At 41.0% G+C, this 13,334-nt stretch carries 13 protein-coding genes and 1 tRNA gene; 11 read left to right on the top strand and 3 right to left on the bottom strand.

All coding sequences use genetic code 11. The annotated features are described in order from the left end of the window. Window positions 1-23: 23 nt before the first annotated feature. Both whiA and AB1471_RS09875 read left to right on the top strand, forming a co-directional pair. A complete protein-coding gene (gene whiA / locus AB1471_RS09880) occupies window positions 24-971 on the top strand; it encodes a DNA-binding protein WhiA (protein ID WP_367779593.1) in 948 nt (315 codons plus the stop codon). 79 nt (window positions 972-1,050) lie between these two features. Further along, entirely contained in the window at window positions 1,051-1,305 is a 255-nt protein-coding gene (locus AB1471_RS09875) for an HPr family phosphocarrier protein (RefSeq protein ID WP_367779592.1), read from the top strand. A 215-nt stretch (window positions 1,306-1,520) separates the two neighbouring features. Here the strand turns inward: AB1471_RS09875 and clpP are convergent, their stop codons facing one another. Then, window positions 1,521-2,147 (bottom strand): ATP-dependent Clp endopeptidase proteolytic subunit ClpP, encoded by a 627-nt coding sequence (gene clpP, locus AB1471_RS09870; protein WP_367779640.1) that lies wholly within the window; start codon window positions 2,145-2,147, stop codon window positions 1,521-1,523. A gap of 359 nt (window positions 2,148-2,506) precedes the next feature. On the opposite strand from clpP, the gene AB1471_RS09865 reads away from it, so the two are divergent. The 8 genes from AB1471_RS09865 (at window position 2,507) to eno (ending at window position 10,312) form a co-directional block, all read left to right on the top strand. Further along, window positions 2,507-2,578, top strand: a tRNA-Arg gene (locus tag AB1471_RS09865). Between the two features lie 109 nt (window positions 2,579-2,687). Beyond that, window positions 2,688-2,939, top strand: a complete 252-nt coding sequence (locus AB1471_RS09860; protein ID WP_367779591.1) for a glutaredoxin family protein — start codon at window positions 2,688-2,690, stop codon at window positions 2,937-2,939. Window positions 2,940-3,114: 175 nt separating this feature from the next. Continuing rightward, window positions 3,115-4,149, top strand: a complete 1,035-nt coding sequence (locus tag AB1471_RS09855; RefSeq protein WP_367779590.1) for a sugar-binding transcriptional regulator — start codon at window positions 3,115-3,117, stop codon at window positions 4,147-4,149. A gap of 47 nt (window positions 4,150-4,196) precedes the next feature. Then, on the top strand, window positions 4,197-5,204 hold the full coding sequence (gene gap / locus AB1471_RS09850; RefSeq protein WP_367779589.1) for a type I glyceraldehyde-3-phosphate dehydrogenase: 1,008 nt from the start codon (window positions 4,197-4,199) through the stop codon (window positions 5,202-5,204). A gap of 141 nt (window positions 5,205-5,345) precedes the next feature. Beyond that, a complete protein-coding gene (locus AB1471_RS09845) occupies window positions 5,346-6,533 on the top strand; it encodes a phosphoglycerate kinase (RefSeq protein WP_367779588.1) in 1,188 nt (395 codons plus the stop codon). A gap of 176 nt (window positions 6,534-6,709) precedes the next feature. Next, window positions 6,710-7,471 (top strand): triose-phosphate isomerase, encoded by a 762-nt coding sequence (tpiA, locus tag AB1471_RS09840; protein ID WP_367779587.1) that lies wholly within the window; start codon window positions 6,710-6,712, stop codon window positions 7,469-7,471. After that, window positions 7,464-8,996: a 2,3-bisphosphoglycerate-independent phosphoglycerate mutase gene (gene gpmI / locus AB1471_RS09835; RefSeq protein WP_367779586.1), complete on the top strand. Its 1,533-nt coding sequence runs from the start codon at window positions 7,464-7,466 to the stop codon at window positions 8,994-8,996. The genes tpiA and gpmI overlap by 8 nt, the downstream gene beginning before the upstream one ends. A 23-nt stretch (window positions 8,997-9,019) precedes the next feature. Next, window positions 9,020-10,312 (top strand): phosphopyruvate hydratase, encoded by a 1,293-nt coding sequence (gene eno / locus AB1471_RS09830; protein ID WP_367779585.1) that lies wholly within the window; start codon window positions 9,020-9,022, stop codon window positions 10,310-10,312. 103 nt (window positions 10,313-10,415) lie between these two features. On the opposite strand, the gene AB1471_RS09825 is transcribed toward eno, so the two are convergent. Together AB1471_RS09825 and AB1471_RS09820 are read right to left on the bottom strand one after the other, a co-directional pair. Then, window positions 10,416-11,207: an ABC transporter permease gene (locus tag AB1471_RS09825; protein WP_367779584.1), complete on the bottom strand. Its 792-nt coding sequence runs from the start codon at window positions 11,205-11,207 to the stop codon at window positions 10,416-10,418. Further along, window positions 11,200-12,156 (bottom strand): ATP-binding cassette domain-containing protein, encoded by a 957-nt coding sequence (locus tag AB1471_RS09820; RefSeq protein ID WP_367779583.1) that lies wholly within the window; start codon window positions 12,154-12,156, stop codon window positions 11,200-11,202. The genes AB1471_RS09825 and AB1471_RS09820 overlap by 8 nt, the downstream gene beginning before the upstream one ends. 220 nt (window positions 12,157-12,376) lie before the next feature. Here AB1471_RS09820 and AB1471_RS09815 point away from each other — a divergent pair, with 220 nt between their 5' ends. Then, the gene (locus AB1471_RS09815) at window positions 12,377-13,126 is read left to right on the top strand and encodes a polysaccharide deacetylase family protein (protein WP_367779582.1); all 750 of its coding nucleotides are present in this window, start codon (window positions 12,377-12,379) and stop codon (window positions 13,124-13,126) included. Window positions 13,127-13,334 lie beyond the last annotated feature (208 nt).

Genomic DNA, 13,334 nt, shown 5'->3' with positions numbered 1-13,334 from the left:
TTTAGGAAAGGTTGGTGTGAGAGATGTCATTTGCATCAGAGACCAAAAAAGAGCTGACACAAATTGAATCAAATGCCTGCTGTGCAAAAGCAGAGCTGTCAGCCCTTATCCGAATGAATGGATCTCTTTCCTTCTCTAATCGCCTGCTTGTCGTCAATATCCAAACCGAAAACGCAGCGATCGCAAGAAGAATTTACACACTTGTTAAAAAAAATTACAACATACAAGTTGAGCTTCTCGTTCGAAAAAAAATGAGATTGAAGAAAAATAACGTCTATATTGTACGTGTCGTAGAGCGTGCAAGAGAAATTCTTGAAGATTTAAAAATTTTAGGTGAAGGCTTCTCTCTAAACCATGAGATTGCCCCATCTGTCTTAGGGAAAAAATGTTGTCAACGCGCTTATTTACGTGGAGCATTTTTAGCAGGTGGCTCTGTTAACAACCCTGAAACATCTTCTTATCATTTGGAGATTTTCACGATGTATGAAGAACACAACGAATCTCTTTCAAAGCTTATGAATACATTCAACTTAAACAGTAAAACGCTCGAACGTAAAAAAGGCTTCATTGCTTATTTAAAAGAAGCTGAAAAAATTACGAGTTTTTTCAGTTTGATCGGTGCACATCAAGCGTTACTGCGGTTTGAAGATGTCCGGATCGTGCGAGACATGCGAAATTCAGTGAACCGACTTGTCAACTGTGAAACTGCCAATTTAAATAAAACCATTGGTGCCGCACTTCGTCAGGTAGAGAACATCCGTTTTATTGAACGACATGCTGGATTGAGCATTCTGCCAGAGAAACTTCGTGAAATCGCTGAGTTACGTGTTGCGTACCAAGATGTCACGTTAAAAGAACTTGGCGAAATGGTGTCAGGAAGCAACATTAGTAAATCGGGTATCAATCATCGCCTACGTAAAATTGATCAAATCGCTGAAAAACTACGAAAAGGGGAAATGATCGAGAATTAAGTCACTCCAACCAAAATAAAAATGCGAATTAATGTATAAAATAAATATAGCTAGTCTATTTGAAAAAGGGGGATGTTAGATGAAACAACAAAATGTACAAATTAACTTGAAGACGGGATTGCAGGCACGACCTGCTGCCCTATTTGTACAAGAAGCAACACGTTTCCAATCAGACGTATTTATCGAAAAAGACGGTAAAAAGGTAAACGCAAAAAGTATCATGGGCTTAATGAGTTTAGCGCTCGGAGCAGGTACGACTTTCACATTGATTACAGAGGGAAATGACGAAGAAACCGCTTTGCAATCGCTTGTATCGTTTGTAGAGGCGAACTGATTTAGATGACAGTAGGGAAACCCGTCAATCTTGGCGGGTTTTGTTATGTAGTAAGAGGGAGATATAGTGGTTTTTTGGTTAGGGTGGAGGCTCGATCATCTTGTAAGTTTTTCGAAACTAGTCGCACCCACTCTAATCAATAGTCATCGTCCGAACCGCCTGTTGAAAAAACAAAAGCCCCGTCAATTTGACGAGGCTTCTTAATAGGAACATTATTATTTTTCTGTGATGTCGTGACGTGTCATAATTTGGTCAATTAGCCCATAATCTTTCGCACGCTCAGATGTCATGAAGTTATCTCGCTCTGTATCGTGTTCGATTGTTTTGAAATCTTGACCAGTACGTTCAGCAAGAATTTGATTTAGTTTCTCGCGAAGGAAAAGGATACGTTTTGCAGCGATATCAATTTCCGTTGCTTGACCTTGTGCGCCGCCAAGTGGTTGGTGAATCATTACTTCAGCATTTGGTAGTGCGTAGCGGTGACCTTTTTCACCAGCAGCAAGTAGGAATGCTCCCATTGATGCAGCCATACCGATACAAATTGTATGTACTTTTGGCTTAATGAATTGCATTGTATCGTAAATCGCCATACCGGCTGTGATGCTTCCACCTGGACTGTTGATATACAGGTAAATATCTTTTTCCGGGTTTTCAGCTTCTAGGAAAAGAAGTTGAGATACGATTGAGTTAGAGACATTGTCATCAATTCCGCTTCCAAGCATAATGATGCGGTCTTTAAGAAGACGAGAGTAGATGTCATACGCGCGTTCGCCACGGTTCGTTTGTTCAATAACAGTTGGGATTAAATTCATGTGTAGTTCCTCCTTTGTCTCTCTTAAAATAGTGACTTATGTATTGTATGATACAACGAAGGTCAAGAAAGATCAAAATATATGATTGCTTAACCCTTTCTTGAACCTGTTAGTACCATCATACCCATTCATCTATATGTTTAACAAGTAGGAGCCATTACAAATTACTTCAATAATCAAGGTTGCATAAGAGGTTGTCCTCTATTATAATATTTAAGTGTGTTGCGTGAGTAGAGACGTCATCAGTTGAATAGTTAATGACTGACTGTATTATAAAAATAATCGAAAATAGTTCTTAATGAAGTATAAACGACTGCCCGCCATACATAAACGCTCTCTGCAAGCTCGTTCGTTGAAGGAAACCACACGTTCAACTATTTAACAATCGAGCCCTCGTGGTGTAATGGATAACACGTAAGATTCCGGTTCTTGAAATGGGGGTTCGATCCCCTCCGAGGGCGTATGACAAAACCTTCACTGCATACGCAGCTGAAGGTTTTCTTTCTATACAAGTATGTGTTCTTTTATCAGGTGATCGTAAGAGCATCTAAACAAGGAGGTTGAAGCGAGATGGAAGTAGTGTTTTACACGCGTTTAAATTGTTCGTTATGTGATGAAGCAAAGCGTATACTTACTCTTGTTCAGGAGGATATTCCATTTACCATAGATGAACGAAATATTGACGATCGAGATGACTGGACTGAGAAGTATGGACTGATGATTCCAGTGGTAGAGATTGATGGTGAAGTCGTCCAATATGGAAAAGTAGAGTATGTGACATTAAGTAAGCGATTGCAAAAAAAGCTTGACTTTATTTCTTGAAACCACTATAAAATACTGCTATTATAAAAAACGAAGCAGGTGTATTTTTTTCGTCTGGATGGGACATAATTTGTCTATGAGGGACGTAATTAGTCCAATGGATTCATTTAGCTCACAATCTTATCAAAGGTAGTCCATTCATTTGCGAATACCACCATAGTAAAGGAGCTTTTTCATGCCAACATTTATTGACATCCAAAAGCGACTGGTGCCGAACCTGCTCGATGATTTACAGCGGAAATATCACATTCTCCGGTCCGTTCGTTTTTTGCAACCTGTGGGAAGAAGGAGTCTGGCTCTATCATTGGGCATGACAGAGCGTATACTAAGAAGTGAGGTTGAGTTTCTAAAGTCACAGGATTTGCTCCATATCGATACGTCTGGCATGAGTCTTACAAGTGAAGGACTTGAATTATTATTACCCCTTGAAGGTATGATGAATGAGGTTACGGGTATAAACGTAATGGAGCAGTCTCTTAAGGAAAAGCTTCAAGTTAAACGTGTGATGATCGTGCCTGGCAATAGTGACGATTTTCCTTGGGTGAAAGAAGAACTAGGTCGTGCAACGATTCAAGGCATGAAGGAATGCTTGGTTGAACATACTATTATCGCTGTAACAGGCGGCACGACGATGGCAGCTGTAGCCGGAATACTCACACCCGATTTTGCTTCGAAAGACACATTGTTTGTGCCAGCAAGAGGTGGAATTGGAGAAGATGTTCACAATCAGGCGAACACAATTTGTGCCACAATGGCACAAAAGTCAGGCGCAAAGCATCGTGTATTATATGTACCTGATCAGGTGAGCCGAGAAGTGTACGATTCTATTATGAAGGAGCCATCCATTAAAGAGGTCATGGCGCTTATCACATCTGCAAACCTCGTTCTTCACGGAATTGGAGACGCAGCCACCATGGCCAAGCGACGCAATACGAGTGAAGAAGACCTTCAAAAGATTATAGAAGGTCAGGCTGTAGGAGAAGCGTTTGGCTATTATTTTGATGTGCATGGAAAAATCGTTCACAAAGTGAAAACGGTTGGTCTTCAATTAAAAGATTTGGCATCAACTCCGAATGTATTTGCCGTCGCGGGGGGAGCATCCAAGGCGAATGCCATACAAGCATATCTTAAAGGCGCACCACATTCTTCTTCGACACTTATCACGGACGAAGGAGCAGCAAAAGAGCTTTTGAAAGGGACACCCTTTTAAAATAAATTTTTTTCCATCCCCAAACAATCTTAAGGAGGAACTTATTCATGACAGTTAAAATTGGTATTAACGGATTTGGACGTATTGGACGTAATGTTTATCGTGCAGCACTAAACAACCCAGAGGTAGAGGTAGTAGCAGTAAACGACCTTACTGATGCAAATATGCTTGCTCATCTTCTTAAATATGATACTGTTCACGGCACGCTAAATGGTGAAGTAACAGTTGACGGCGAAGATATCGTTGTTGATGGGAAGAAGATCAAAGTTCTAGCTGAGCGCGATCCTGCTCAACTTCCATGGGGAGAGCTAGGTGTACAAGTTGTTATTGAGTCTACAGGTATTTTCACTGGCCGTGCAGACGCTGCGAAACACCTTGAAGGCGGAGCGAAGAAAGTCATTATTTCTGCACCAGCTTCTGGTGAAGATATCACTCTTGTAATGGGTGTTAATGAAGATAAATACGATGCAGCTAATCACCATGTTGTATCAAATGCATCTTGTACAACAAACTGTTTAGCTCCATATGCTAAAGTTCTTAACGATAATTTTGGTCTTAAACGCGGTATGATGACAACAATTCACTCATACACAAATGACCAACAAATTCTTGACCTGCCACACAAAGATTACCGTCGTGCTCGTGCAGCTGCTGAAAACATCATTCCAACATCAACTGGTGCTGCGAAAGCTGTTTCTCTAGTACTTCCAGAGCTTGAAGGTAAATTGAATGGTATGGCAATGCGTGTACCAACACCTAACGTATCTCTAGTTGACCTTGTTGCTGAATTTGATCAAGAAGTTACGGCTGATCAAGTAAATGCTGCACTTAAAGAGGCTGCGGAAGGCGATCTTAAAGGAATTCTTCAATATAGCGATGAGCCACTTGTATCTTCTGACTACAATGGTAACACTTCTTCATCAATCGTTGATGGTCTTTCAACAATGGTTCTTGAAGGAAATATGGTCAAAGTACTTTCATGGTATGACAATGAAACTGGTTACTCTAACCGCTGCGTAGATTTAGCTGCTTTCATGTCTAAAAAAGGACTATAATCCAACCCGAATTAAATGATAGAATGTTTGGTTTTTAATCAGTACATCATCTATAATTAGAGGGGAAAAAGGGGAGAGGGGAACAGATCCCCCCTCCCTTTTTTCAAAGTAACCCTTAACTACCATGAGGAGGCCTTTTCAATGAACAAAAAAAGCATGAAAGACATTGAACTACAAGGGAAACGCGTTTTTTGCCGTGTTGACTTTAACGTTCCAATGAAGGATGGCACTGTGTCGGATGATACCCGAATTCGCGCAGCTTTACCAACGATCCAACACCTTGTAAATGCGGGTGCAAAAGTCATTTTGGCAAGTCATCTTGGCCGTCCAAAAGGAGAAGTGGTTGAAGAGCTGCGTTTAACTCCAGTTGCCAATCATTTAGCGGAGCTTTTAGGCAAAGATGTGAAAAAGGTTGATGAAGCACATGGTGACAAAGCGCGCGCAGCCGTTGCTGAACTAAATGAAGGCGATGTACTGGTTCTTGAAAATGTTCGTTTTTACCCTGGTGAAGAAAAAAATGATCCAGAGTTAGCAAAAGCATTTGCAGAACTGGCTGATGTGTATGTCAATGATGCTTTTGGCGCTGCTCACCGTGCACATGCATCTACTACAGGCATTGCAGAATATGTACCAGCTGTATCAGGCTTGTTGATGGAAAAAGAGCTTGATGTACTAGGAAAAGCTTTGTCTAATCCTGAACGTCCATTTACAGCGATTATTGGTGGGGCAAAGGTGAAAGACAAAATTGGTGTCATCGACAATTTACTTGATAATGTTGATAACCTCATTATAGGTGGTGGGCTTGCGTACACATTCCTTAAAGCGCAAGGCTATGAAGTAGGTAAATCTCTTCTAGAAGAAGATAAAATTGATTTAGCTAAGCAATTTATGAAAAAAGCAGAAGATAAAGGCGTAAAATTCTACATGCCAGTTGATGTCGTTGTAGCAGATGATTTCTCTGAAAGTGCCAACACACAAATGGTAGAGATCGACAGTATCCCTGCTGATTGGGAAGCACTGGATATCGGAACAAAAACGAGAGAAGTATATAGCGACGTAATTAAGCACTCCAAGCTAGTGATTTGGAATGGACCTATGGGTGTATTCGAATTAGAAATTTTCTCGGGTGGAACAAAGGCAGTAGGACAAGCCTTAGCAGATGCAGAGGATACATATTCTGTCATCGGTGGAGGCGACTCAGCAGCTGCAGTCGAAAAATTCGGTTTAGCAGATAAAATGAGTCACATCTCAACAGGTGGCGGTGCCTCTCTTGAGTTCATGGAAGGCAAAGAGCTTCCGGGTGTTGTTGCGTTAAGTGATAAGGAATAGGTAGATTGTTGAGAAATTCTTTACAATCATGGTTTTATTCCACATGCAATTTGGGGGAGAACCCGAAGTTGGTTTGGGCGACCATTTATTCAGGGTGATGAGTAGTTTAAAAACCCTCGAATCCAATTTTAATCTTGTCGATCATTTTACTACATGATCAAGAAAGGATGTAGAACATGCGTAAACCAATTATTGCTGGTAACTGGAAAATGAATAAAACAGCTTCAGAGGCGAGAGCATTTACTGAAGAAGTTGCTTCAAAAGTACCATCGAAAGAAAAGATCGAATCTGTGATTTGTTCTCCATCTTTATTTTTAGAAAGTCTTGTAAACTTATCGGCTGATTCAGACGTTTCAATCGGTGCTCAAACAATGCACTTTGAAGATAATGGTGCATTTACTGGCGAAGTAAGCCCTGTTGCACTTAACGATCTAGGTGTTGACTATGTTATTTTAGGTCACTCAGAGCGCCGTGAATTATTTAACGAAACGGATGAAGCAGTGAATAAAAAAACACACGCAGCATTTAACCACGGTTTGGTGCCAATCGTATGTGTAGGTGAAACGCTAGAGCAACGTGAAAACAACGAAACAAAAGATTTTGTTGAAGGACAAGTAAAAGCAGCTCTTAGTGGATTGTCAGATGATCAAGCAAAACAAACGGTCATTGCTTATGAACCAATTTGGGCAATTGGAACGGGTAAATCATCAACTTCTCAAGATGCAAATGAAGTCTGTGCACATGTACGCTCTGTTGTTGCAGGTCAATTTTCACAGAATGTAGCGGATGCTGTACGCATTCAGTACGGTGGTAGCGTGAAACCAGCCAACATTAAAGAATATATGGCCCAAAGTGATATTGACGGGGCACTAGTTGGTGGTGCAAGCTTAGAAGTGGAGTCATTCCTTCAATTGTTGGAGGCTGGTGCAAATGAGTAAAGCACCTGTTGCCTTAATTATTCTCGACGGGTTCGCCCTTCGTGATGAAGTTCAAGGGAATGCCGTTGCTCAAGCAAATAAACCTAATTTTGATCGCTATTGGACGAACTATCCACACAACTCGTTGCTTGCAAGTGGTGAAGCAGTGGGTCTTCCGGATGGGCAAATGGGTAACTCAGAAGTTGGTCATTTGAACATTGGTGCAGGGCGTCCTGTGTATCAAAATTTAACACGCATTAACATTGCCATTCGTGAAGGAGATTTTTTTACTATCCCGGAATTTCTTCGAGCGATTGACAATGCGAAGCGTCAAAACACAGCATTGCATATTATGGGACTACTTTCAGACGGTGGTGTTCATAGTCATTACAATCATCTTATTGCGCTTTTAAAATTGGCTAAAGAACATGGCTTGACGAAAGTATATGTGCACGGCTTTTTAGATGGACGAGATGTTGGCCCAACAACAGCTTTGGAGTACATCAAAAACACAGAAGCTCAAATGGATGAACTCGGTGTAGGCGAATTTGCGTCAATCTCAGGGCGCTATTATGCGATGGACCGTGACAACCGTTGGGAGCGTGTAGAAAAAACGTATCGCGTTATGGTAGATGGTAGTGGTCCGGCCCATTCCTCTGCTTTAGAAGGTGTTAACGCATCTTATGAAAACGATATACACGATGAATTTGTGGTACCGTTTGTTATCGAAAAAAATGGTGAGCCAGTTGGTCGAATTCAAGATCATGATTCTGTCATTTTCTTTAACTTCCGACCAGACCGTGCGATTCAACTGTCAACTGCTTTTTCAGATCCTACTTTTGATAACTTTGACCTCGGTCAGAACAAGCCAATGGGTGTACAATTAGTTACATTTACGCATTACAGTGTCAAAGTTGATGCAGATGTTGCATTTAAAAGTACGGACTTGAAAAATACAGTTGGGGAAGTGCTTTCTGCCAATGGGTTGACTCAGCTTCGCATTGCAGAAACAGAAAAGTACCCACACGTGACGTTCTTTATGAGCGGTGGACGCGAGGCGAAATTCCCTGGTGAAGAACGGCTTTTAATTGAGTCACCAAAAGTAGCTACCTATGATCTTCAGCCTGAAATGAGTGCGTATGAAGTAACGGACACGTTGCTTCACGAAATTGAACACGATCGTTTTGATGCGATTTTGCTTAATTTTGCGAACCCTGACATGGTTGGTCATAGTGGCATGCTCGAGCCGACAATCAAAGCGATTGAAACGGTGGATGAGTGCTTAGGCAAAATTGTAGATTTAATTCATGAAAAAGGTGGCTACGCGATTATTACAGCGGACCACGGCAATTCCGATGAAGTCACTACAACACAAGGTAATCCAATGACCGCTCACACGACAAATCCCGTGCCTGTGATCGTGACAAAGGATGGCGTTACCCTTCGTGATGGAGGAGCTCTCGCTGATTTAGCACCAACGATGCTTGATTTATTACATGTTAAACAGCCTAAAGAAATGACGGGCGCTTCACTTATTAAAAAATAATCATTTAAAAGGAGACTACTTACATGCCATTTATTACAGATGTTTATGCACGCGAAATCCTTGATTCACGCGGCAATCCAACAATAGAAGTGGAAGTTTACACAGAAAGCGGCGCATTTGGCCGTGCACTTGTTCCATCGGGCGCGTCAACTGGTGAGCACGAAGCAGTTGAACTACGCGACGGAGACAAAGGACGTTATTTAGGTAAAGGCGTTCTTAAAGCAGTCGATAACGTGAACAGCGTGATCGCTCCTGAATTAATCGATAGCTATTCAGTACTTGATCAAGTGTCAGTAGACAAAGCTATGATCACACTTGATGGCACTGACAACAAAGGTAAACTAGGCGCTAACGCTATTCTAGGCGTATCAATGGCTGTTGCGCATGCAGCTGCTGATTATCTTGACCTGCCACTTTATCAATATCTTGGTGGATTCAACTCGAAGCAACTACCGGTTCCAATGATGAACATCGTAAACGGTGGCGAGCACGCTGATAACAATGTTGATATTCAAGAATTCATGGTTATGCCTGTCGGCGCTGAATCATTCCGTGAAGGCTTACGCATGGGCGCAGAAATCTTCCATGCACTTAAATCAGTTCTTCAAGGTAAAGGTCTTAACACAGCAGTAGGCGATGAAGGTGGATTTGCTCCAAACCTTGGTTCAAACGAAGAAGCACTTTCAACAATCATCGAAGCAATCGAAAAAGCTGGCTACAAACCAGGAGAAGAAGTTCTTCTTGCAATGGACGTAGCTGCTTCTGAAATTTACAACAAAGAAGACGGCAATTACCACTTATCAGGCGAAGGCGTTGTGAAAACATCGGCTGAAATGGTTGACTGGTACGCTGAAATGTCTGACAAGTACCCTATCGTATCAATTGAAGACGGTCTTGACGAAAACGACTGGGATGGCTTCAAGCTTTTAACAGAACGTCTTGGTGACCGTGTACAACTTGTTGGTGATGACTTGTTCGTAACAAACACAACAAAACTTTCTCAAGGAATTGAGCAAGGAATCGGTAACTCAATCCTAATCAAAGTAAACCAAATCGGTACATTGACTGAAACATTTGATGCAATCGAAATGGCGAAGCGTGCAGGATACACAGCTGTAATCTCTCACCGTTCTGGTGAAACAGAAGACGCAACAATCGCTGACATCGCAGTTGCAACAAACGCTGGTCAAATCAAAACAGGTGCACCATCACGTACAGACCGTGTAGCTAAATACAACCAGCTTCTTCGCATCGAAGATCAACTTGCTGAAACAGCTGAGTACCTAGGTGCTAAAACATTTTATAACCTACGCTAACACCGTTTGCTTGGCCCGTGCTCAGCAAACACCAAAAACACCGCGACCTGAATGAGGGAGCGGTGTTTTTTCGTTCGCTAAAGGGCTCAGTCAGCGGAAAGTGTTAATCAGTACTCACTGCTCGCTTTGCAGAAATGGCAGAGAATGTGATTGTGATGACACATAGACCTCCAATTACAATGAAACCGAGGATGATGGGCCATGGTTCACCAAAACCGTCGATAAGGATGGTACGCATGGCTTCGAATAAGTAGGTGACAGGGTTAAGAGTTGCCGCAACCTTTAGCCATTGTGCTTCAATTAGTTCATAAGGTACAAATGTTGTACTGAGAAAAATTAAGGGAAAGAAAATAAACGTTCCGGCTTGAGCAGATTGTGCATTTTTTGCTCGCAATGCAATGCCAACTGAATAACCTGCAAATGCTAATCCCCAACCAAGTGTGAGCAATAGGACGATAAAGACGCCGAGTGTTCCACCAGCCACTTCAAGACCCAACAAAAAACCGACAGCGATGATCAACGCGGCTTGAACAACGAGCTGAATCATCCCAGCAATAATGGGACCTAACACGATAGCCAACCGAGAAGTGGGTGTTAAAAGAATACGAGAAAAAAATCCATTATCCAAATCCTTAACGAGTGCTTGCCCGGCTCCACCTGCTCCACCAATGGCAGCAGAAACAATGGAAACAGGTAAAATAAAAGCTAAATAATTTGCCCCTTCAAATGCTGGAAGATTGGCAATACCACTAAGTCCAGCTTCATATACAAACAAAAAAAACATACTGATCGCAAGGTTTGGAATGAAAATCAAAGGATTTCGCAAAATGGTGATAAGACTTCTTTTGGTCATGACGACTGTATCTCCAACAAAAGATCCCTTTTGATCATTCATATGCGACACCTTCCTTTTCTTGTTCTTTCGTTACTTGGATGAACACATCATCAAGTGAAGGTGGCTGTACGTTAAGAGTCGTTGGATAAAGCTGTTGATCACCTAATAAACGGATCAGTTCAACCAATAGTGTCGTCCCATTTTCAGCGAATATGGTCAGCTCATTTTTCACGAGTTCTACATTGCGACCTAAATGATTTGTGGCATAGTGAGCTTTTTGAGCTTGTTCCTCTGTTTCAAATTGGAGGAAAATTGCATCAAAACCGAATGTGCGTTTTAATTCATTAGTCGTTCCAGTGGCAACAATTTCTCCTTTATTGATAATCGAAATGCGATCAGCTAACTGGTCAGCCTCCTCTAAATATTGTGTAGTCAGGAAAATAGTTGTTCCTTCTTCTTTATTAAGCCGTTTAATTTCCTTCCAAATTGTTTGACGGTTTGATGGATCAAGTCCAGTTGTCGGTTCATCTAGAAAAAGTATTTTTGGTTGGTGAACAAGTGTCATCGCTAGATCAAGTCTTCTTCTCATACCACCAGAGTATTTTCCACTCAATCGATCAGCGTCCTCCGTAAGTCCAACTAATTCTAGCAGTTCTTCAGCGCGGATCCGTGCACTCTTTTTAGAAAATCCGAATAAACGTGCTTGAAATTCAAGCAACTCAATTCCTTTTAAATCAGGATCAATTCCTGTTTCCTGAAGGGCAACACCGATTTCTAGTCGTACTTTCTCAGGATCTTTGCGGACATCAAATCCAGCTACCGTAAGCTGTCCTGAAGTCGGTTTGATCAGTGTAGTAAGCATTTGGACAGTGGTTGATTTCCCTGCACCATTTGGACCTAAAAAAGCAAAAAACTCCCCATCTCCTATATCAAACGATACTCCTTTCACAGCTTGTACATTCCCCTTAAATGTCTTTATAACATTTTCAACATGGATGGTTCCGCCCATCAGTCTTCACCTCTTTTGACATAATTGTCAGTCAATTATTAGCTCTATTTTATTACGATTATATTAGTTTGACAATTTTGAGTGTAGTGGACATGTTTGATCGTTAAAAAATACTAATAAACGGTTTGGATCAAAGAGCAGTTTAATTTGAGTCTTACGAAATTGATCATCATCTTTTTATCCTATTCATATGAATAGGATAAAAAGGAGGTTCAAGAGTATGTATTATACAGTTGTTCCAGGTGATACATTATGGGCGATTGCCCAAAGGTTCGGTCTCACATTACAAGAGCTAATCAATATGAACCCTCAAATTACAAATCCGAATGTTCTTTCGCCCGGTATGATGATCATTGTGAAAAAAGTTGTTTATTTAACAGTTGATGACGGTCCTGGTGGAATTAGTACAGAGCTTATGTTATTGTTACTAGAAAAATTTAGAAATCATAACATAAAAGCGACTTTTTTTATGCTTGATGGAAATATGAGAAGTTACCCAGATTTAGTAAGAAGGATGGTGGCGGAAGGTCATTCGGTAGGTCTTCATGGGGTCACTCACGATAATGAAGTGTTTTATGCCTCGAAAGAGTCTGTTCTTGGTGAGATGGATCAGGCTCAAGAAACATTACGTGAGATTACAGGTGTTACATCGTATTTAATTCGAACCCCTTACGGAAGCTCTCCTGGTATGACAGATGAATATAAGCAGGCTGTAGCCGAAAGAGGATATAAAATGTGGGATTGGAATGTCGATACCGAAGATTGGAGATATCAAGATGAAAGGTATGTCAATCATACGATTGAGCAATTAGAGGCACTTGATCCTACTTCAAATGCTGTTGTTTTAATGCATGACTATTTATATACAACTCAATATTTACCTTTATTATTGGATTCTTTAATCTCAAGTGGGTATGAATTTAGAAGACTTACTGAGGATTTGCCTCCACTACAGTTTCCAACTGCATGAGATTTTTTTACTTGTTTTTGGAATGGTTTTGTGAATGAAAGATAGATTAAAAGAAAAAACGGTGGTAAAAGGGAAGTGTTCTTTCGATCAAAGAGAGACACTTTCTTTTAATTTGTTTAACTTTACATCGTTTAAAGTTAGTCTATGAATTGTACAGAAGTCTTAGAAGGAAGTGGCGTTGCTGTGGAATTCCTGAAGGAGAAGATTG

This window comes from Jeotgalibacillus marinus (genome assembly GCF_040801915.1).
Lineage (GTDB): Bacteria > Bacillota > Bacilli > Bacillales > Jeotgalibacillaceae > Jeotgalibacillus > Jeotgalibacillus marinus.
The sequence above is the reverse complement of the archived record's forward strand: the minus strand, read 5'-3'. Positions and strand labels throughout refer to the sequence as shown.

Bases quoted from the DNA above. Each gene is read 5' to 3' on its own strand.
- whiA (WP_367779593.1), top strand. From the start codon at position 24: ATGTCATTTGCATCAGAGACCAAAAAAGAGCTGACACAAATTGAATCA.
- AB1471_RS09875 (WP_367779592.1), top strand. From the start codon at position 1,051: ATGAAACAACAAAATGTACAAATTAACTTGAAGACGGGATTGCAGGCA.
- AB1471_RS09860 (WP_367779591.1), top strand. From the start codon at position 2,688: ATGGAAGTAGTGTTTTACACGCGTTTAAATTGTTCGTTATGTGATGAA.
- AB1471_RS09855 (WP_367779590.1), top strand. From the start codon at position 3,115: ATGCCAACATTTATTGACATCCAAAAGCGACTGGTGCCGAACCTGCTC.
- gap (WP_367779589.1), top strand. From the start codon at position 4,197: ATGACAGTTAAAATTGGTATTAACGGATTTGGACGTATTGGACGTAAT.
- AB1471_RS09845 (WP_367779588.1), top strand. From the start codon at position 5,346: ATGAACAAAAAAAGCATGAAAGACATTGAACTACAAGGGAAACGCGTT.
- tpiA (WP_367779587.1), top strand. From the start codon at position 6,710: ATGCGTAAACCAATTATTGCTGGTAACTGGAAAATGAATAAAACAGCT.
- gpmI (WP_367779586.1), top strand. From the start codon at position 7,464: ATGAGTAAAGCACCTGTTGCCTTAATTATTCTCGACGGGTTCGCCCTT.
- eno (WP_367779585.1), top strand. From the start codon at position 9,020: ATGCCATTTATTACAGATGTTTATGCACGCGAAATCCTTGATTCACGC.
- AB1471_RS09825 (WP_367779584.1), bottom strand. From the start codon at position 11,207: ATGAATGATCAAAAGGGATCTTTTGTTGGAGATACAGTCGTCATGACC.
- AB1471_RS09820 (WP_367779583.1), bottom strand. From the start codon at position 12,156: ATGGGCGGAACCATCCATGTTGAAAATGTTATAAAGACATTTAAGGGG.
- AB1471_RS09815 (WP_367779582.1), top strand. From the start codon at position 12,377: ATGTATTATACAGTTGTTCCAGGTGATACATTATGGGCGATTGCCCAA.